The sequence below is a fragment of the Nocardia aurantia genome (genome assembly GCF_009604425.1).
Classification (GTDB): Bacteria; Actinomycetota; Actinomycetes; order Mycobacteriales; family Mycobacteriaceae; genus Nocardia; species Nocardia aurantia.
The window spans coordinates 458231-477885 of sequence record NZ_WEGI01000007.1; the positions used below are offsets into that span (position 1 = coordinate 458231).

A 19655-nucleotide genomic window follows, 5' to 3' on the forward strand; every position below is an offset into this window, starting at 1 on the left:
ACAGCTACTCACTGACACCGCCCCCGTCATTATTCGGTAAAGACCCACCCCACTTCCGTCTGGAAACCGTCAAGGAGAACAACCCCAATGTTCTCGAGGGTAGAACTGGTATCGCCCGGCTGGCGTATCGAGCCTGGCTGAACTGAACAGATCCCGCTCGATTCGAGGAGACGTCAGTGCGGCAACGCCCACAGCGATCATCACGCGCGATGATGAACCCGTGAAACGTGGCCAGTTGCGCATCTACCTCGGTGCCGCGCCGGGCGTGGGCAAGACCTACGCCATGCTCGGCGAGGCGCACCGGCGGCTGGAACGGGGACGGGACGTGGTGGCCGCGATCGTCGAGACGCACGGCCGGGACAGGACCGCCGCGCTGCTGGAGGGAATCGAGAGCATCCCCCCGAAGCAGATGACCTACCGCGGCGCTACCCTGCCGGAACTGGACGTCGAGGCCGTCCTCCGCCGCAATCCGGCCGTGGTGCTGGTCGACGAACTCGCCCACACCAACGTGCCCGGTTCCAAGCACGAGAAGCGCTGGCAGGATGTGCACGAACTGATGGCCGCCGGGATCGACGTGATCTCCACGGTCAACGTGCAGCATCTGGAGAGCCTCAACGACGTCGTGCAGCAGATCACCGGTGTCGTGCAGCGAGAAACGGTGCCCGACAGGGTGGTTCGCGGCGCCGACCAGGTGGAGCTGGTGGACATCACCCCGGAAGCGCTGCGCCGCAGGCTTTCCCACGGCAACGTGTACGCCGCCGACAAGGTGGACGCCGCCCTGCACAACTACTTCCGGCCCGGAAACCTCACGGCCTTAAGGGAATTGGCGCTCCTCTGGCTGGCCGACCAGGTCGACGCCGCACTCGCCAAGTACCGCGCCGAGCACCAGATCACCGATCTGTGGGAGGCCCGGGAACGGGTGGTGGTCGCGGTGACCGGTGGCCCGGAGTCCGAAACCATCGTCCGCCGCGCGGGCCGCATCGCCGCCAAATCCTCCGCGGAACTGATCGTCGTCCACGTGGTCCGCGGCGACGGCCTGGCCGGGGTGTCCACCCAGCGCCTCGCCCGCCTGCGCGACCTCGCCGACAGTCTCGGGGCCGGGCTGCACACCGTCACCGGCGACGACGTCCCCGGCGCCCTGCTCGATTTCGCCCGGCAGGTCAACGCCACCCAGCTGGTGCTGGGCACCTCCCGCCGCTCCCGCTGGGCCCGGATCCTCGACGAGGGCATCGGTTCCACCGTGGTCCGGGATTCCGGCAAGATCGACGTGCACATGGTCACGCACGAGGAGGCTCGGCGCGGTTTCCGCTGGTCGGGCGTCACACCGCGGGAACGGAAACTGTCCAGCTGGCTGACCGCTCTGGTGGTCCCGGTGCTGATCACGACCGTGAGCACCACGTGGCTCGACCCGCACCTGAACTTCGCCGGCGAGAGTTCCCTGTACTTCTTCGGCGTCATCGCGGTGGCCCTGCTGGGCGGCGTCGCCCCGGCCGCGCTCTCGGCGGTGCTCGGCGGTGTACTGCTGAACTGGTTCTTCGTCCCCCCGCGGCACAGTTTCACCATCGCCGAGGTCAACAACTTCCTGACCATCATCGTGATGGCGGCGGTCGCGATCGCGGTGGCCGCGCTGGTCGACATCTCCAAGAAGCGAGCTCTCCAGGCACGCAAGGCTTCTCGGCAGGCCGAACTGCTGACTCTGTTCGCCGGCGCGGTGCTGCACGGCGCCGATCTGCCCGATCTGCTGGAGCGGGCGCGCGAGACCTACGGGCAGCGCGCGGTCGCCTTCACCACCGACGTCGAGGTGGTGGCCGGCGTCGGCGAGGATCCGCCGCGCCGGGTCGCCGAGGCCGATACCGCGCTCGAGGCCGGCGACGACCTGCACTGGCTGCTGCTGTCCGGCCGCGCGCTGACCCCGGGCGACCGGACGGTGCTGGCCGTGGTCGCCAACCAGGCCGCGGGCCTGCTCCGGCAGCGGCAGTTGGCCGAGGAGGCGAAGTCGGCGGCGGGCGTGGTCGAGGCGGACCGGCTGCGCCGCGCGCTGCTGTCCGCGGTCAGTCACGACCTGCGCACCCCGCTGGCCGCCGCCAAGGCCGCGGTTTCCAGCCTGCGCAGCGACGACGTGGAGTTCTCCCCCGAGGACACCGCCGAACTGCTGGAGACCATCGAGGAGTCGACCGATCAGCTCACCGGGCTGGTCGGCAACCTGCTGGATTCGTCGCGGCTAGCGGCCGGGGTGGTGCGGCCGCAATTGCGCCGGATCTACCTCGAGGAGGCGGTGAACCGGTCCGTGCTCGGTGTCGGCCTCGGCACCCACAGCCTGCGCCGCGCCGCCCTCGATCGGGTGAAGGTGGAGGTCGGCGACGTGTCGGTGTACGCCGACGGTGGTCTACTGGAACGTGTGCTGGCGAATCTGATCGATAACGCGCTGCGCTACTCCCCGCCCGACACTCCCGTGCGCGTGACCGCCGAGCGGACCGGCGCCAGGGTCGTGGTGGCCGTCGTGGATCGGGGCCCGGGCGTGCCGGCGGATTCGGAGGACCAGCTGTTCGAGCCGTTCCAGCGGCTGGGCGATCGGGACAATTCCACCGGTGTGGGCCTGGGCTTGTCGGTCGTGCGCGGATTCGTCGACGCGATGGGCGGCATCGTGCGCGCCGAACCGACCCCCGGGGGAGGCCTGACCATGATGCTGGACCTACCCGCGGAGCCCGGTGGCGACGGCGGGAACGGCCGGGTGCGGGTACCGCGGGTCGACACCGACTGCTCGGCGGCCGAGGCTCAGCGGGTCCGGACCACCGGCACCTCGGAGACAGGACAGGAGACGCGGTGACAGCAGCGAACACGCCCGCCCCGGCGGCGCCGACGCGGGTTCTGGTGGTCGACGACGAGCCGCAGATCCTGCGTGCCCTGCGCATCAACCTGTCGGTCCGCGGCTACGAGGTGATCACCGCGGCCACCGGCGCCGCCGCCCTGCGCGCCGCCGCGGAGAAACATCCCGCCGTGGTGGTGCTGGACCTCGGCCTGCCCGATATGGACGGGATCGAGGTGCTCGGCGGACTGCGCGGCTGGAGTCAGGCGCCGGTGATCGTGTTGTCGGCGCGGACCGATTCCGGCGACAAGGTCGAGGCGCTGGACGCGGGCGCCGACGACTACGTCACCAAACCGTTCGGTATGGACGAGTTGCTGGCCCGGCTGCGCGCGGCCGTCCGGCGCGCCGCCACCGTCGCGGGCGACGCCGCCGACCCGGTGGTGGAGACCGCCTCCTTCACCGTCGACCTGACCGCCAAGAAGGTGGTCCGGCACGGCCGCGACGTGCATCTGACCCCCACCGAATGGGGTGTGCTGGAGATGCTGGTCCGCAATCCGGGCAAACTGGTCGGCCGCCGGGAGCTCCTGCGCGAGGTCTGGGGCCCGGCGTACGCCACCGAGACCCACTACCTGCGCGTCTACCTCGCGCAGCTGCGCCGCAAGCTCGAGGACGACCCGTCGAATCCGAAGCACCTGCTCACCGAGGCCGGCATGGGTTACCGCTTCCAGGCGTGACGACGTGCGCCGGCGGCCGATCCGCTGTGGTCCGGGCGTGACGGCCCCGACATCGGGAATCCACCCGCGGTCGGACCGAGTTGAAGCGCAGAGAGGCCCGCTGTCGTGCGGGTACGAAGCGACGGATGGCAGGATCGAAGACATGGCTTCTCAGGCTCGCACCGCACAGACCACCACGAACGCCCCGGCCGCGGCGCCGACCACGCTGTGGGTGGAGCGCACCGGCACCCGCCGCTACACCGGCCACAGCTCGCGCGGCGCCGAGGTACTGATCGGCTCGGAGAACGTCGAGGGTGTGTTCACGCCGGGTGAGCTGCTGAAGATCGCACTCGCCGCGTGCACCGGCATGAGCTCGGATTTCCCGCTCTCGAACCGGCTGGGTGACACCTACGACGCGACCATCCGGGTCTCCGGCGCCGCCGACCGCGAGAACGAGGTCTACCCGGAACTGGACGAGGTGCTGGAACTGGACCTGTCCGAACTGGACGACGCCGCCCGCGAACGCCTGCTGGTCACGGTGCAGCGGGCCATCGACAAGGTGTGCACGGTCGGCCGCACCCTGAAGGCCGGGACCACGGTGAAGCTGTCGTTCCAGGTCGACGCGTGAACGCGGTGTCCGTGGCGACGGGCATCCCGGCTGCGTGGTGCTCACCCGGCCTCCCCGTGCGCGGGACCGAGCCTGCCGCGCTGATCACGACCGATCTCCTCGCGTTGCACTCGACCGCCCGTGGCGCGATACACAGGAGTCGGCTCACCGGAGTACTCACGAGCCCCGCCGCGGTACGCCGGTGACCGGCGACCGGGTGCGGCTCAGCGCGTGGGTGCACGGCCGGGTGCAGGGTGTCGGGTTCCGGTGGTGGACTCGTGCCCGCGCGCTCGAGCTGGGTCTGGCCGGTTTCGCGCGCAACGCTCGCGACGGCCGGGTCCACGTGATCGCCGAGGGGCCGCGCGCACAGTGCGAGCAACTTCTAGCATTGTTGCGTTCCGGTCAGACGCCTGGTCGGGTCGACCTGGTTGTGGAAGACTGGGTCGCCGCCCAGGGTGAACTGGTCGGATTCGAGGAACGGTAGTCGGCGGGTAACAGGGAGTCGGACATGCCAACTGAATATCCGGGCACACCCCCCGAGGTCCCCGATCCACGCGACGCCGCCTCCGGCGCTTCCGGAGCATCCCCGAATCGCGCGGACGAGGACACACCGACCACCCGGTACCGGCGGGGCGAAACCTCGCCCACCGCGAATCCCACCGACACCGCCTCGGACAGTGGCAGCACCGCACATTTCCACCGGCCCGGCAGCCACAGCGACGCCATCGACGCCCCGACCGGCCGCATCGATCGCGCGGGTAACGCCGAACCACGCAGCGCCGGATCCCGCGCCGACACCACTTCCTCCGGCGACGCCGAATCCCCCGGCAACGCAGAATCTTCCGGCAGTGTCGGTTCCTCCGGCGGCACCGAACCCCACCGCGGCGCGGCCCCCGGCACCTCCGGATCCAGCGCGGCCGAGCCGCCCTCGGACGACGCCGACTGGTGGGCCCACACACCGAAGATCGAATACCCCTCCGATACAACGGGTCTCGTCGACGCACCGGTGGGACCTCAACCCACACTGCCACTGCCGGGCGCGCCGGACGTATTCCCCCGGGTCGATCCCGCGACCCTCTCGGCAGGCCCCGAATCCGACTCCCCCACAGCCGAATCCGGCCCGGCCGCCGCCGGACCCGCGAGCCCCCCGCGCTCGATGTCCGGCCAGAGCATGCGCGGCGCCCCACCGCCACGCAAGGCCCGGGGCAGCGTGCAACGCCAGAAAGCCGGCGTCACCACCCCCCGCGACCCCTCGCTCGGCGAGGCCAGGGCCCGGGAGAAGGGCCGCGAACGGGCCGCGGCCGCCGAAAAACTCGCCGCGGAACGCCTGGAAGCCAAGCGCCGCAACCGCAAACGCGTCCTGATCGGCGGCGCGGCGGTCGCGGGCGTGGCGACGCTGGTCGGCGCCGGTTACCTCGCCTATTCGGCGGCCAACAAGCCGAACGAGGTCACCGCCTACTGTGTCACCGACGACAACAACCAGCAGACCGTGGTGCCCGACGACGACTGCGTGAAGGCCCAGGACTACGTCACCAGTTACGGTGGCGGCGGCTATTACAACGGCGCCTACACCCCCGGCATCCCGGGCATATTTTTGTACAACGGGCATCAGTACCGCTATTACTACGGTGGTAGCAACACGACTATCGGAAGTCACCCCAGCGGCGGCAGTTTCTCCGCCCCTTCGCATTCGGTCACCAGCACCAAGAGCGGGACCGTGGTGCGCGGCGGGCTGGGCGTCAAGGGTGGCGGCAAGAGTGGAGGATCGTAGTGCGACGAGTGCACAGCTCGCCGCGGCCCGGCTGGCAGCAGACGATTGCCGACCAGGGCCTGGTATACGGCTCACCCGGCCGTGACACGAACGGCCGGCCCCGGCCGTACTGGGACGAATCGGTGCACTACGAGTTCGATCTCGACGAGATCCTGGCGCTGGAGGCGCAGGTCGAGGTCCTGCATTCGATGTGCCTGGACGCGATCGAGCAGATCGTGCTCACCGAGCGGTTCGCCGATTTCGGCCTGCCGCAATGGAGTTGGGGTCCGATCAAACAGTCCTGGCAGCGCAACGACCCGTACGTCTACGGCCGCTTCGACCTTCGTTACGACGGCCGCGGCCCGGCGAAACTGCTGGAGTACAACGCGGATACGCCCACCGCGCTGCTGGAGGCGGCGATCGTGCAGTGGCACTGGCTGACCGACCGCTATCCGGGCGACGATCAGTGGAACTCGCTGCACGAGAAGCTGGTTGCCCGCTGGGACGGGCTGCGCTCGCACCTCGCCCGCGCCCAGCTGCATTTCACCTGGTCCTCGGCGGACGCCAGCGGCGAGGACAACGTCACCACCGCCTACATGCAGGAGACCGCCGCGGAGGCCGGTTTCGACACCATCGCGCTACCCATCGAGGACGTCGGCTGGGACAGCGAACTGAAGCGCTTCGTGGATCTCGCGGAGGCGCCGATCCAGTCGATCTTCAAGCTCTACCCGTGGGAGTGGGCGCTCGACGACGCGTTCGGCAAACAGATCATCGGCGAACTGCCGCACACGATGTGGATCGAGCCGCTGTGGAAGGCCCTACTGTCGAACAAGGCGTTGCTGGCGGTGCTCTGGGAGATGTACCCGGGCCACCCGAACCTGCTGCCCGCCTACGTCGACGACCCCCACGAGCTGACCGAGTACATCAAGAAACCGAAGCTCGGCCGGGAAGGCGCCAACATGACCATCGTCGGCGCGGGCCTCGAGACGGCGACCGGCGGGGTGTACGGCGAGGAGGGCTACGTCTACCAATTGCTGGACCCGCTACCGGAATTCGACGGCATGCGACCGGTGCTCGGCGCGTGGATCGTCGGCGACGACGCCGCCGGCCTGGGCATCCGGGAGACCCCGGGCCTGATCACCGACGACGGGGCCACCTTCGTCCCGCATCGCATACCCACAGCGAATCGCTAGGAAAGCGCTAGAGTGAGTGCGCTCGACCGCGCGCCTGCCCGACGTCCAGGAGAATGACATGGCCACGATCGCTCTCGCCCCCGGGTACTGGGGCAATCTCGGCCATGGTGTCGGGGCCATCGCCGCGTACGCGGCCGTCGGCCTGGTGCTGATGTTGCTGGGCTTCGCCGCGCTCGACATCACCACCCCCGGGTTGCTGCGCAAGCTGGTCGGCGCGGGGCGGCCCAACGCCAACATCATCGCCGCCGCCGGGCTGCTGGGCACGGCGATCATCGTGGTGTTCGCGATCTACAGCTCGGGCGGCCGGCTCACCGAGGGCCTGATCTCGGCGGCGGTGTTCGGCCTGGTCGGCATCGTGGCCCAGGTGGTGTCGGCCCGGATCATGGAGCGCGCCACCGGCATCCACATCGGGAATCTGCTGCACGCCACCACATTCGTCACCGAGGCGCTGGTGGTCGCGGCCGCGCACGTGGGCATCGCCCTGGTGATCGGCGTCGCCATCGTTTAAGCGTTGTCCTGGGTGAAGGCCAGCAGGTCGTCCAGGGGCCAGGTGTCGATGACTCGTTCGGGTGTGACGCCGTTGGCGAGGGCGCGCTCGCATCCGTAACCCTGCCAATCCAATTGGCCGGGGGCGTGGGCGTCGGTGTCGATGGAAAACCGGCACTCCATCTCGACGGCCAGACGGATCAGACGGCTCGGCGGGTCGCGCCGCTCCGGGCGGCTGTTGATCTCGACCGCGGTCCCGTACCGGCGGCAGGCCTCGAACACCACCACGGCGTCGAACCGGGACTCGGGCCGGGTGCCGCGCCCGCCCTCCACCAGCCGGCCGGTGCAGTGGCCGAAAATGTCGACGTTCGGGTTCGCCACCGCGTACACCATGCGTTTGGTCATGGTCTCGCTGTCGGCACGCAGGTTGGAATGCACGCTGGCGACCACGATGTCGAGCCGTTCCAGCAACTCGGCCTGCTGATCCAGGGTCCCGTCGTCGAGGATGTCCACCTCGATGCCGGTGAGGATCCGGAACGGCGCCAGTTCCGCGTTCAGCCGCTCGATCACGTCCAGCTGGCGCCGCAACCGCTCGGCCGACAGCCCGTTGGCCACCTTCAGCCGCGGCGAATGATCGGTCAGCGCACAGTATTCGTGCCCGAGCGCGATCGCGGTGCGCATCATCTCCTCGATCGGGCTGCCGCCGTCGGACCAGTCGGAGTGGGTGTGCAGATCGCCGCGCAACCGCTCCCGCAGCGCCTTGCCGCCGGGCCCGATCGGCTCTGCCCCCGAACGTGATTCGATCAACTTCGCCGGTACGTCACCGGCGGCGGCCGAGACGATCGCGGCCGCGGTCTTCGGCCCGATTCCCGGGAGTTCCTGCCACCGGCCGTTTTTCCGATATTCGGTGAATTCTTCCGGCGACAGCGCGGCGACGATACCGGCCGCCCGCCGGTACGCCCGGACCCGTGCGGTCTCCGCCCGGGAGCGTTCCATCCAGAACGCGATTTCCCGCAACGCCGAGACCGTGTCGCGCTGTGCAGCCACACAACCAGGCTCCCATATCGGTTCCGGTTCCGGCGTCCGGATTCCGGCGACGATTCGACCGAGATCGGCGCAGATATCCGGATTTGCCGGAAACGTCCGATCACCGAATCACATACCTGCATTCGAATATGTCATTGCCATATCTGGGAATTGCAATCAAGTTACTTGCTACCATCGCTTCTCTCAAACTGAGAATCCTATTCTCCGCGCCGTGATGGGACTGTTATGTTCAAGCCCGATCCGCGCCGGCTCAAACCCCGGCGCACCACCTTCGACTGGAATCACACCCCGCTGTACTGGATCCCCGGCGAGCCGACCGCCACTCATGTCGTCAACGCCCTGCACCTGCTGCTCCCGCCCGGGGAGCGATGGTTCATCGACGTGTTCCGTGAAGCGTTGCCGCTGGTCCGCGACGCGGATCTGGAGGCCCTGATGAAGGGGTTCATGGGCCAGGAGGGCACCCACAGCGTCCAGCACGCCGTCGTCCTGGACCGCCTCGCCGAGGCCGGACTCGACAGCCGGCCGTTCGTCGACCGACTGGAACAGGTCTTCCAAGGTCCCCTGGGCCACCACCGGCCGCGCTGGCTGCCGATACCGCGCCGGGAGTGGCTGAGACTTCGGCTGTCCGTCATCGCCGCGATCGAGCACTACACCGCCGTCCTCGGCGACTGGATCCTCGGGGCCCGCGCCTTCGAACAGGCCGGCGCCGACCCCACCATGCTCGACCTGCTGCGCTGGCACGGCGCCGAGGAGGTCGAGCACCGCGCGGTGGCCTACGACGTCTTCCGCCACCTCGGCGGACGCGGTCCCGCCCGCTACGCCCGCCGCGTCGCCGGTTTCGCGATCGCCACGCCGATGCTGCTGTGGTTCTGGTTCTGGGGCGCCGCCTACCTCATGGACGCCGACCCGCAGCGGCCCGGCGGGAAATACCTTGTGTCCGACCACAATCGCGCGGTCCGCAAAGGACTGTTACCGAGCTGGCGCCGACTCGGCGCCGCCGTCCCCCGCTATCTACACCCCGGATTCCATCCCGACCGGGAGGGCTCGATGGAATCAGCCCTCACATATCTCGCCGATCGTCAACGCTGACGCTGACACCGCGGACAGTAATACGACGATCGATTCATGAACTTCTCGCGCAGGATTGCCGTACCGCACCGTCCACACGGCTCTCCCGCGAGACCGTAAGCATTCAGCGAACGCGAGAAATATCCGGAATTCCCGTTCACATTCACATACATCGCATCGAACGAGGTGCCGCCCGCCACAAGCGCCTCCGTCATGACCTCCCGAGCGGCCGCAACGAGTTTCGACGCCGCGGGACGGCTCAATTCACACGCCGGCCGGCCGGGATGAATTCGCGCGCGCCACAACGATTCGTCGGCATAGATGTTGCCGATGCCGGAGATCACGGTCTGATCCAGCAGGACCCGCTTGATCTCGGACTGCTTGCCGCGCAACACCTTCAGGACCGCACCGGCGTCGAATGCCGGGTCCAGCGGGTCGCGCGCGATGTGCGCCACCGCCTCCGGCACCACGGTGCCGTCGACCTCGACCAGCGGGTGCAGGGCCCAGCCACCGAAGGTGCGCTGATCCACGAACCGCAACTGCGCGCCGGAATCGAGCGTGGCGACGATGTGCGCGTGCTTCTCCAGCGGCGCGTCGCCCGGTTGCACCAGCATCTGGCCGCTCATCCCCAGATGGACGACCAGGGCCTCGTCGGCGGCGGCCCAGGCCCCGCCCGGCTGCGGCTCGTCCAGGGTCAGCCAGAGGAATTTGCCGCGCCGCTCGGCGGACCGGACCCGCAGGCCGGCCAGTCGGGCCGCGAGATCGTCGCCGCCGGGCAGATGCCGGCGCACCGATCGGGGATGCTTCACGGTGACGGCCTCGATGACGTGGCCGGCCACATGGTCGAGGAGTCCGCGCCGGACGGTCTCCACCTCGGGCAGTTCGGGCAAGCTACCCCTCGTCGTTCAGCGCCTGCCAGGCGGCGCCCGCGGCCTTCTGCTCCGCGTCCTTCTTGGACCGGCCCACGCCGGTGCCGTACCCACGACCACTGATCACCGCGGTGGCGGTGAACTCCTTGTCGTGGTCGGGGCCGGTGGAGGTGATCTCGTAGGCGGGCACGCCGAGACCGCGCGCGGCGGTGAGCTCCTGCAGGCTGGTCTTCCAGTCCAGCCCGGCGCCCATCCGCGGACCGCGCTCGAGCAGTGCGGCGAACAGCCGCAGCACGACGCCGCGGGCCACCTCGATGCCGTGCTCCAGATGGACGGCGCCGAGCAGCGCCTCCATCCCGTCGGCGAGGATGCTGGGCTTGTCGCGGCCGCCGGTGAGCTCCTCACCCTTGCCGAGCAGCAGGTAGCGGCCGAGGCCGCCTTCGGCGCCGAGGCCGCGGGCGACCTCCGCCAGCGCGTTCATCTGGACCACGCTCGCGCGCAGCTTGGCGAGCTCGCCCTCGGACTTGTCCGGGTGCTCCAGATACAGACGCTCGGTGATGCTCAGGCCGAGCACCGAGTCGCCCAGAAATTCCAGTCGCTCGTTGGTCGGCAGACCACCGTTCTCGTATGCGTACGAACGATGCGTCAATGCCAGCCGGAGCAGGTCCGGGCGCAGATCGACGCCCAGCGCCGCCAGCAGGCTGGAATGATCAGCGGCCTCGCCGACGGCTGGTGCGTCCGCTGCGTCCTTGGCCGTCACGTCGGGCTACCGGGTGAGCAGATCAGACGGCCGGAGCGACCTGGCGGCCCTTGTAGGTACCGCAGTTCGGGCAGGCCGTGTGCGGCAGGGTCGGCTGGCCGCAGGCGCGGTTGGGGCACGTCACCAGAGTGGGGGCGGTGGCCTTCCACTGGCTGCGCCGCGAGCGGGTGTTGGAACGAGACATCCGGCGCTTCGGAACGGCCACGACTGTTTCTCCTCTGGGTCACACGCGTCCGGCCGCTACGGCCGGACGCGGAACTGTATCAGTGTCGGTCTGGGGTCTTACTCTGCTGCGGCGTCCCCGGACGCCGATGCGGGCGAGTCGGCCGCGAAATTCGCGAGACCCGCCCAGCGAGGGTCAAGTATCTCATGACTGTGATCCGAACCCGCAATCGCCATCCGAACCCCGCATTCCGGGCACAGTCCGGCACAGTCCGGTTCGCACAGCGGTTGCAGCGGCAGTTCGAGACCGGCCGCGTCGACGACCACCGGTTCCAGGTCGATCAGATCGTCGACCAGCCGGTAGATCTCGTCCTCCTCGGTGGTCTGCTCGGTCGCGCTGTTCGGATAGGCGAACAGTTCCGTGAGCTCCAGCTCGAGGTGGTCGGTGAACTGTTCCAGGCATCGGGAGCACTCCCCCGCGATCGGCCCGGACGCCGTGCCGGTGACCAGCACACCCTCCGAGACCGCCTGCAGGGTCAGGTCCAGCCGGACCTCGGCGCCGGCCGGGATGTTGACCAGGTCGAGCCCGATCTTGTCCGGCAGGACGACGGTCCGCTGGATCTCACGGCGCGAGCCCGGAGCGCGTCCGAGGCTGCGCGTGTCCAGCACGAAGCCCGCGTCCGTCTGGGTACGACGACGCGAACCGGAACCGGTAGCGGCAGGCATCAGGAACTACTCTCACTCATGCGAAACGGGAATGGACAACCACTCCACAGTACATCTCATGCGGTCTTCGGCATAAATCGCCGGGATCAGGACCGGAACTCGGCGGCGTAGTCCGGGATGGTCGTGCCGGAACGCAGTTGCTGACGGCCGCGGCCGACCGTGCGCAACGCACCGTGCAGGGTGTCCTCGAATTCGGCGAGTTTGGTGTCGACGTATCGGTCGCAGTCGGTCCGCAACCGCTCCGACTCGGCCTGGGCCGCGTCGAGCAGCCGGGCCGATTCCGCGTGTGCTGCCCGGACGACCTCGATCTGCGAGATCAGCCGCTGCTGTTCGGCGACGCCCTCCGCGACCGACCGGTCGTAGGACGCCTGACCGGCCGCGATCATCCGCTCCGAATCCTGGCGGGCGCGCCCGGCGAGCGACTCGTACTCGGCCTTGCCCTCGGCGACCACCCGGTCCGCCTCGGACTGCGCGGCGGCGAGCAGCCGGTCGGCGTGCGCGCGGGCCTCCGCGACCATCCGGTCGGCGTGGGCCTTGGCATCGGCGAGGATGCGATCGGCCTCCTCGCGAGCGCCGGTGACGGTCTGCTCGGCCGTCTCGGTGGCGGTGGCGACGGCCGTCTCGGCGACCGTCCGGGCGTCGGAGACGATCTTGTCGCGATGATCGAGCACGTCCTGCGCGTCGTCGACCTCGCCGGGCAGCGCCTCGCGCACATCGTCCAGGAGTTCGAGGACCTCGCCGCGCGGAATGATGCAGTTACGGGTGGGCGGGATACCGCGCGCCTCTTCGACAATCGCCACCAGTTCGTCGAGCGCCTCGAATACGCGATACATCCCTGCTGACCCCACTCTCGTGCCCGATCGTAGACGGCGCAGTAACGCCACCGTCGTGTTGCAGCTTGACTGCCAGTCTGCCCTCGGGACGATCACTTGCCCAGTGCGCTGCCGGTGTGTCGTGCAGTGTTTCCCATGCCACACAAATCAAGTGGAGGAAATATCTCCGTTTGGTGTTATCTTTGTTACCGGCGATAGAGAGCCGACCGCGGCCCGGAACAATCGGAACCCGGCAGCGGCCCGCAGGCGAACGTTCCGATCGGAAAGACGATGGCGGTCTTGTTCCCGGTAGTCCCGGGCTGGTGGATGAGTCCACAGCCCGTCACGGACGTCCCTTCCGGCACCACGGAGGCATCGACGATCACCGATCGTCTGGTCGCCGCCGCCGACTCGACCGCCGATCGTCTCGCGGCCGCCGCCGATTCCACCGTCGACCGGCTCGCCGCGGCCGCCGACTCCACGGTGGACCGCCTGGCCGCGGTCGCCGACTCCACCGCCGAGGCCACGCCGCGCCTGCTCACCAGGTTCGGCGGCTGGCTGCGCAGCGAGCACTGGCTGCCCCAGCTGATCCGGTTCGCCCTGGTCGGCGGTTTCAGCAACATCGGCTACTTCCTGCTGTTCATGGCCTGCTACGCCGAAGGCCCGCAGCTGGCCAACCTGACCGGTTCGGTGGTCAGTACCGCGCTGGCCAACGAACTGCACCGCCGCCTCACCTTCCACGCCTCCGACCGGGTCGGTTGGTTCACCGCGCAACTCGAGGGCGGTGGCCTGGCGCTGGCCGGCCTCGCGATCTCGTCGGCCGCGCTGGCCGGGCTGGACTACGTGGCCCCCGGTCTCAGCGACACCGCGGAGGCCGCCGCGGTCATCGCCATCACCGCCGCCGTCGGCACGCTGCGCTTCATCACCCTGCGATTCTGGGTCTTCTGAAACCGCCCGCCGGGTGCGAGGCCCGGCACGGTGTGCGGCTGTGACCTGGTCGGATGAGCAAGGAACCGAGCCGGAGAACGCCACGTCCAATGATTTCGAACCGATTGGACTTGTTCTCAGCTGGGGAGGTCGTCTTGGAGCATTGCCAGAGATTCCGCACCTCGGATGCGGGGATCCGCCGCCGGCGGGACGTGGTCCGCACCGGTGTCACCGACGAGGAGATCCGCCGGATGTGCCTGGGCGGGAGCTGGCATCGGCTCCGCCGCGGCACCTATACCGACCGCGCGGGCTTCACCGGCCTCGGCGCCGCCGACCGGCATCGGATGCTGATCGCGGCGGTCGTCGACAACCTGTCCGGCGACGCGATCCTCAGCCACCAGTCGGCGGCCGTCGTCTACGGCGCGCCGGTGTGGGACCAGTTGCTGCCACGGGTGTGCGTCACCCGCAACCGGCGCAACGGCGGCCGGATCAAACCCGACCTCAAGGTGCACTGCGCGCCCGTCGACACCGTGGCCGAGATCGCCGGCCTGCGACTGACCACACCCGCACGCACGATCGTCGACGTGGCCCGCACGGTCCCGTTCGAGGCCGCGGTAGTCGCCGGTGACGCACTGGTCCGCACCTACGGCGTCGGCCCCGGGGCCCTCGCCGCCGAACTGGAGGCCGCGAAGCACCGGCACGGCGTGCATCTGGCCCGCCACGTGGTCCGCTTCCTGGACCCGCACAGCACGAGCGTCGGCGAGTCCCGGAGCCGGGTGATGTTCCACCGCTTCGGTATTCCGGTGCCACTGTCCCACGGGGAGGTGTTCACCTCGCAGGGCACCTCGCTCGGGCAGGTCGACTTCTATTTCGGCGACACCGGCGTCGTCGGCGAATTCGACGGCCGGGCCAGGTACGGCCGGCTGGTTCGCTCCGGCGACGATCCCGGGCAGGCCGTCGTCCTGGCGAAACGGCGCGAGGACGCGTTGCGCGGCAACGGCTTTCAGGTCGTCCGCTGGACCTGGGACGATCTGGCCGGCGGCGACGTGGCCGCGCGCATCCGCCAGGCGCTGATATACGCCGGGCAACGGGCCCGGCCGGACGGCTGGATCCGCGGCACCGACCTACCGGAGCCGAAACCGCTGGTCCTCCACGAACTCTGAACACGCGTCGGCCGGGCCGCACTCGCAGCCCGGCCGCGCCTCGCCCGCAGGCACGGTCGGGTCGCTCCTTCGGGGCACGGCAGGCCGCTCTGCCGGACGCGGCCGGGTCGCTCCCCAGACACGGCCAGATCGCTCCACCGGACCCGGTCGGGTCGTTCCCGGGGGCACGGCCGGGTCGCTCCTCGGACTGTTCCGGTGCCTCGTTCCTGCGGGCAGGCCGGCGCAGGCGCGGCGCCGAGGTCTCGGATTCACAACGGGTGCGGTGTGGTTGCTCTCCGCGGGTGGCGCTTTCCGGCCCCGAGCACACGCCTGTTAGCGTGCGAATATGGCTGGAGCACTGTGTCCTGGTTCGTTCGACCCGGTAACCAACGGTCACCTCGACGTGATCACCCGGGCGGCGTCGCAGTTCGACGAAGTCGTCGTCACGGTCATGATCAACAAGACCAAGCAAGGCATGTTCACCGTCGAGGAACGGATGGACATGCTGCGTGAGGCCACCTCGGACCTGCACAACGTGCGGGTCGAGTCGTGGCACGGCCTGCTGGTGAACTTCGCGCGGGAGCAGGGCATCCACGCGATCGTCAAGGGCCTGCGCGACGCCACCGACTTCGGATACGAGTTGCAGATGGCGCAGATGAACAAGAAGCTCTCCGGCGTCGACACCTACTTCCTCGCCACCAACCCGGCATTCAGCTACCTGTCGAGTTCGCTGGTGAAGGAGGTCGCGACCTACGGCGGCGACGTCACCGACATGCTGCCGCCCTCGGTGCACAAACGCCTGCTCGCCCGCCTGGCCGAGCGCAAAGGCTGAGTCGCTCGGCTCGGCCGAATGCACCACCCGAATCGCCCGGCCGACCGCAACACCCTGTTGCCCGGCCGACCGCAACACCCCAGTCGCCCGGCCGAGCGAAACTGCCGGGTCTCGGCGGGCTGAGCTGACTTTCCGCCAAGACCGCGGAAGCGTCGAATGGGCGATCGACAACTTGCACCTTGCACACGGCGGGTGAGGCGGCCCGGTCCGGCCCGCGTCGGCGGTCAGTCGAATTCGGCGATGTCGATCCGGGTTTCGCCGTATCGCCGCGGTTTCTCGGCGGAATAGTCTGCGGGCCACTGTGTTTCGGGCGACCGGGTAGCGCGCTCCACGACGATCAGTGCCCCGGGATGCAACCAGTCGTGCCCGGCCAGCGCCGAGAGATCGGCCGCGACCTCGTCACCGGACAGCGCGTAGGGCGGATCGGAGAACACCAGGTCGTACCGATCCGCCGGAGCGGTCGCGAGCACGGAACCGACCGAGCCGAGGCGCAATTCGGCGCCGGACAGCCCCAGATCCGCGATGTTGCCACGCACCACCGCTGCGGCCTTGCGATCCGATTCGACCAGCAGCGCATGCGAAGCGCCACGCGAGAGCGCCTCCAGCCCGAGCGCACCCGAGCCCGCGTACAGATCCAGCACCCGCACACCGTCGAAATCCATGCGCGCGTTCAGCACACTGAACAACGCCTCGCGCACCCGATCCGACGTGGGCCGGGTCCCCGCCGGCGGCACCCGCAACCGCCGACCACCCACGGCCCCAGCCACGATCCTGGTCACGACAGTCCCGCCGGAATACGCACCGGCGCAAGACTTCTCGCACGCGAACGGACGCCAGACAATGCCAGGCGCCTACCCCCAGCCGCGACCGGGGCCACCACCGGCGCAAGACTTCCGGCCTGCGAACGGTCGCTGGGCAATGCCGGGCGCCTACCCCCAGCCGCGACCGAGGTCACCACCGGCGCAGGGCTTCCCGCCCACGAACGGTCGCTGGGCAATGCCCGGCGTCTACCCCCAGCCGCAACCGAGGTCACCACCGGCGCAAGACTTCTCGCCCGCAAACGGACGCCGGGCAAAGCCCGGCGCCTACCCCCAGCCGCGACCGAGGTCACCACCGGCGCAGGGCTTCCCGCCCACGAACCGACACTGGGCAATGCGTGGCGCCTGCCCTCGGCCGCGACCGGGGTCACTCCGCCGCGACCTCGTTCGGGCTGAGGTCGATCAGCAGGTCGCCGCCTTCGACCTGCTGTACGCGGCTGATCGCGACCCGGCGTACCCGGCCCGCACGCGGGGCGGTGATGGCAGCCTCCATTTTCATCGCCTCGATCGTGCCGATGGTGTCACCGGCGGCGATAGCGTCGCCCTCGGTGATCGTCAGGGTGACGACGCCCGCGAACGGGGCGGCGACATGGCCGGGATTGGTGCGGTCGGCCTTCTCCGCGGAGGGGATCTCGCTGGCCACCGAGCGGTCGCGCACGGTGATCGGACGTAGTTGTCCGTTGAGGATGCACATCACGGTGCGCATGCCGCGATCGTCGGGTTCGGAGATGGCCTCCAAGCCGATCAACAGCGTCACACCCTTCTCCAACTGGACCCGGTGTTCCTCACCGTGGCGCAGGCCGTAGAAGAACTGATTCGCCGACAACCCCGACGTATCACCGTACTTCTCCCGATGCGCCAGGAATTCCGACGTCGGCGCGGGAAACAGCAGACGGTTCAACGTTTCCTGCCGCTGCTGCGACGAACCATCCAGCGCCGCTTCGTCCTCCGGCGACAGCATCGTCTCCGGCTTCGCCGGACCACGACCAGCCAACGCCCGCGTCCGGAACGGCTCCGGCCAGCCACCCGCCGGCGTCCCCAATTCCCCACGCAGAAAACCGACCACCGAATCCGGAATATCGAACCGCGCCGGATCACCCGCGAAATCCTCAATATCGACACCACTGCCGACCAGGGACAGGGCGAGGTCACCGACCACCTTCGACGACGGGGTCACCTTCACCAACCGACCCAGCAACCGGTCCGCCGCAGCGTACTTCGCCTCCACCTCCTCGAACCGGTCACCGAGACCCAGCGCAATGGCCTGCTGCCGCAAATTCGACAACTGACCACCCGGAATCTCGTGGTGATACACCCGGCCCGTCGGCCCCGGCAACCCGGACTCGAACGGACCGTACACCTTCCGCAACGACTCCCAATACGGTTCGAGATCACACACATTCTGCAAGTTCAACCCGGTGTCGTACGGGGAATGCGCCGCCGCAGCCACGATCGCCGACAACGCCGGTTGGCTGGTCGTCCCCGCCATCGGTGCGCTGGCACCGTCCACCGCATCCGCACCCGCCTGCCACGCCGCCAGATACGTCGCCAACTGGCCACCGGGTGTGTCGTGGGTGTGCACATGCACCGGCACATCGAAGTTGCGGCGTAGCGCGGTCACCAGCGTGTGCGCCGCCGGAGCCCGCAGCAGACCCGCCATGTCCTTGATCGCCACAATGTGCGCACCAGCATCCACCACCTGCTCCGCCAGCTTCAGGTAATAGTCCAGGGTGTACAGGTTTTCGTTCGGATCCGACAGGTCACCGGTATACGACAGCGCGACTTCCGCGACGGCGGTCCCGGTTTCGAGAACGGCGTCGATCGCGGGCCGCATCTGATCAACATTGTTGAGCGCGTCGAAGATCCGGAAAATATCGATCCCCGTGTCGGTGGCCTCACGGACGAACGCGCGGGTCACCCGCTCGGGGTACGGGGTGTACCCGACCGTGTTCCGGCCCCGCAACAACATCTGAAGACAGATGTTCGGCACCGCTTCCCGCAACGCCGCCAACCGCTCCCACGGATCCTCATACAAGAACCGCAGCGCCACATCATAAGTCGCGCCACCCCAGCACTCGATCGACAACAGTTCCGGTGTCAGCCGGGCGACGTGCCCGGCCACCTGCAACAACCCATTCGTCCGCACCCGCGTCGCCAGCAGTGACTGATGCGCATCACGGAAAGTGGTATCCGTCACCGCCACCGCATCCTGCGCCCGCAGAGCCCGCGCAAAACCCGTCGGCCCCAACTCCAGCAACCGCTGCCGCGACCCCGACGGCGGCGCCACCGACAAATCGATCACCGGCAACTTGTCATGCGGATACACCGCCGTCGGACGCTCACCATGCGGCTTGTTCACCGTGACATCGGCGAGATAGCGCAGAATCTTGGTGCCCCGGTCGGCCGACCCACGCTGGGTGAGCAGATGCGGCCGTTCCTCGATGAACGAGGTGGTCACCCGCCCGGCTTGGAAGTCCGCATCGTCCAGCACCGCCTGCAGGAACGGAATGTTGGTGGAAACACCACGAATTCGGAACTCGGCCACCGCCCGCCGCGCCCGCGACACGGCGGTGGCGAAGTCGTGCCCACGACAGGTGAGCTTCACGAGCATCGAATCGAAGTAGGCGCCGACCTCGGCACCCAGAGTCGCGCCACCGTCGAGGCGGATACCCGCGCCGCCCGGGCTGCGATACCCGGTGATCCGCCCGGTATCGGGCCGGAAACCGTTGGCCGGGTCCTCGGTCGTGATCCGGCACTGCAACGCCGCACCCCGAATCCGCACCGACTCCTGACTCAACCCCAAATCCGCCAGAGACTCCCCCGCCGCAATCCGCATCTGCGACTGCACCAAATCCACATCAGTGATCTCCTCCGTCACCGTATGCTCCACCTGAATCCGCGGATTCATCTCGATGAACACATGATCCCCACGCTCAT

Annotated in this window: 19 protein-coding genes; 11 read left to right on the top strand and 8 right to left on the bottom strand. The window is 68.8% G+C overall.

Annotated elements, in window-relative coordinates; translation table 11 throughout:
* Positions 1-220: 220 nt before the first annotated feature.
* From NRB56_RS18425 to NRB56_RS18455, 7 genes are all read left to right on the top strand, one after another.
* A complete protein-coding gene (locus tag NRB56_RS18425) occupies positions 221-2827 on the top strand; it encodes a sensor histidine kinase KdpD (protein ID WP_319943159.1) in 2607 nt (868 codons plus the stop codon).
* Positions 2824-3540, top strand: a complete 717-nt coding sequence (locus tag NRB56_RS18430; RefSeq protein ID WP_319943160.1) for a response regulator — start codon at positions 2824-2826, stop codon at positions 3538-3540. The genes NRB56_RS18425 and NRB56_RS18430 overlap by 4 nt, the downstream gene beginning before the upstream one ends.
* A 142-nt stretch (positions 3541-3682) precedes the next feature.
* Positions 3683-4147 carry an OsmC family protein gene (locus NRB56_RS18435; protein ID WP_153343705.1) on the top strand — a complete coding sequence of 155 codons (465 nt, stop codon included), beginning with the start codon at positions 3683-3685 and terminating at the stop codon, positions 4145-4147.
* Between the two features lie 181 nt (positions 4148-4328).
* Entirely contained in the window at positions 4329-4610 is a 282-nt protein-coding gene (locus NRB56_RS18440) for an acylphosphatase (RefSeq protein WP_319943161.1), read from the top strand.
* A gap of 24 nt (positions 4611-4634) precedes the next feature.
* The gene (locus tag NRB56_RS39100) at positions 4635-5897 is read left to right on the top strand and encodes a hypothetical protein (RefSeq protein WP_227837903.1); all 1263 of its coding nucleotides are present in this window, start codon (positions 4635-4637) and stop codon (positions 5895-5897) included.
* Positions 5897-7069, top strand: a complete 1173-nt coding sequence (locus NRB56_RS18450) for a glutathionylspermidine synthase family protein (protein WP_319943162.1) — start codon at positions 5897-5899, stop codon at positions 7067-7069. Before NRB56_RS39100 ends, NRB56_RS18450 begins: the two co-directional genes overlap by 1 nt.
* Before the next feature lie 58 nt (positions 7070-7127).
* The gene (locus NRB56_RS18455; protein WP_153343707.1) at positions 7128-7577 is read left to right on the top strand and encodes a DUF350 domain-containing protein; all 450 of its coding nucleotides are present in this window, start codon (positions 7128-7130) and stop codon (positions 7575-7577) included.
* On the opposite strand, the gene NRB56_RS18460 is transcribed toward NRB56_RS18455, so the two are convergent.
* Positions 7574-8602, bottom strand: a complete 1029-nt coding sequence (locus NRB56_RS18460; protein WP_319943163.1) for a PHP domain-containing protein — start codon at positions 8600-8602, stop codon at positions 7574-7576. The two genes, NRB56_RS18455 and NRB56_RS18460, sit on opposite strands and share 4 nt — an antisense overlap.
* A gap of 225 nt (positions 8603-8827) precedes the next feature.
* Here NRB56_RS18460 and NRB56_RS18465 point away from each other — a divergent pair, with 225 nt between their 5' ends.
* Positions 8828-9691, top strand: a complete 864-nt coding sequence (locus NRB56_RS18465) for a metal-dependent hydrolase (RefSeq protein ID WP_153343709.1) — start codon at positions 8828-8830, stop codon at positions 9689-9691.
* Here the strand turns inward: NRB56_RS18465 and mutM are convergent.
* From mutM to NRB56_RS18490, 5 genes are all read right to left on the bottom strand, one after another.
* Complete coding sequence (gene mutM / locus NRB56_RS18470) at positions 9682-10560, bottom strand: bifunctional DNA-formamidopyrimidine glycosylase/DNA-(apurinic or apyrimidinic site) lyase (protein ID WP_153343711.1); 879 nt, start codon at positions 10558-10560, stop codon at positions 9682-9684. The genes NRB56_RS18465 and mutM overlap by 10 nt on opposite strands.
* Position 10561: 1 nt before the next feature.
* Positions 10562-11299 carry a ribonuclease III gene (gene rnc, locus NRB56_RS18475; protein ID WP_319943164.1) on the bottom strand — a complete coding sequence of 246 codons (738 nt, stop codon included), beginning with the start codon at positions 11297-11299 and terminating at the stop codon, positions 10562-10564.
* A 22-nt stretch (positions 11300-11321) separates the two neighbouring features.
* Positions 11322-11504 (bottom strand): 50S ribosomal protein L32, encoded by a 183-nt coding sequence (gene rpmF, locus NRB56_RS18480; RefSeq protein ID WP_319943165.1) that lies wholly within the window; start codon positions 11502-11504, stop codon positions 11322-11324.
* A gap of 77 nt (positions 11505-11581) precedes the next feature.
* Positions 11582-12187, bottom strand: a complete 606-nt coding sequence (locus NRB56_RS18485) for a YceD family protein (RefSeq protein ID WP_153343713.1) — start codon at positions 12185-12187, stop codon at positions 11582-11584.
* An 86-nt stretch (positions 12188-12273) separates the two neighbouring features.
* Complete coding sequence (locus NRB56_RS18490) at positions 12274-13020, bottom strand: DivIVA domain-containing protein (protein WP_153343715.1); 747 nt, start codon at positions 13018-13020, stop codon at positions 12274-12276.
* A gap of 306 nt (positions 13021-13326) precedes the next feature.
* Here NRB56_RS18490 and NRB56_RS18495 point away from each other — a divergent pair, with 306 nt between their 5' ends.
* From NRB56_RS18495 to coaD, 3 genes are all read left to right on the top strand, one after another.
* A complete protein-coding gene (locus tag NRB56_RS18495; protein WP_153343717.1) occupies positions 13327-13947 on the top strand; it encodes a GtrA family protein in 621 nt (206 codons plus the stop codon).
* A gap of 134 nt (positions 13948-14081) precedes the next feature.
* Positions 14082-15089: a type IV toxin-antitoxin system AbiEi family antitoxin domain-containing protein gene (locus tag NRB56_RS18500; protein ID WP_153343719.1), complete on the top strand. Its 1008-nt coding sequence runs from the start codon at positions 14082-14084 to the stop codon at positions 15087-15089.
* Positions 15090-15414: 325 nt separating this feature from the next.
* Complete coding sequence (coaD, locus tag NRB56_RS18505; protein ID WP_153343721.1) at positions 15415-15900, top strand: pantetheine-phosphate adenylyltransferase; 486 nt, start codon at positions 15415-15417, stop codon at positions 15898-15900.
* Positions 15901-16124: 224 nt separating this feature from the next.
* On the opposite strand, the gene rsmD is transcribed toward coaD, so the two are convergent.
* Together rsmD and NRB56_RS18515 are read right to left on the bottom strand one after the other, a co-directional pair.
* Positions 16125-16679 carry a 16S rRNA (guanine(966)-N(2))-methyltransferase RsmD gene (gene rsmD / locus NRB56_RS18510; protein ID WP_319943166.1) on the bottom strand — a complete coding sequence of 185 codons (555 nt, stop codon included), beginning with the start codon at positions 16677-16679 and terminating at the stop codon, positions 16125-16127.
* Between the two features lie 406 nt (positions 16680-17085).
* On the bottom strand, positions 17086-19655 hold a 2570-nt coding region (locus NRB56_RS18515), incomplete at its 5' end, for a pyruvate carboxylase (RefSeq protein WP_153343723.1).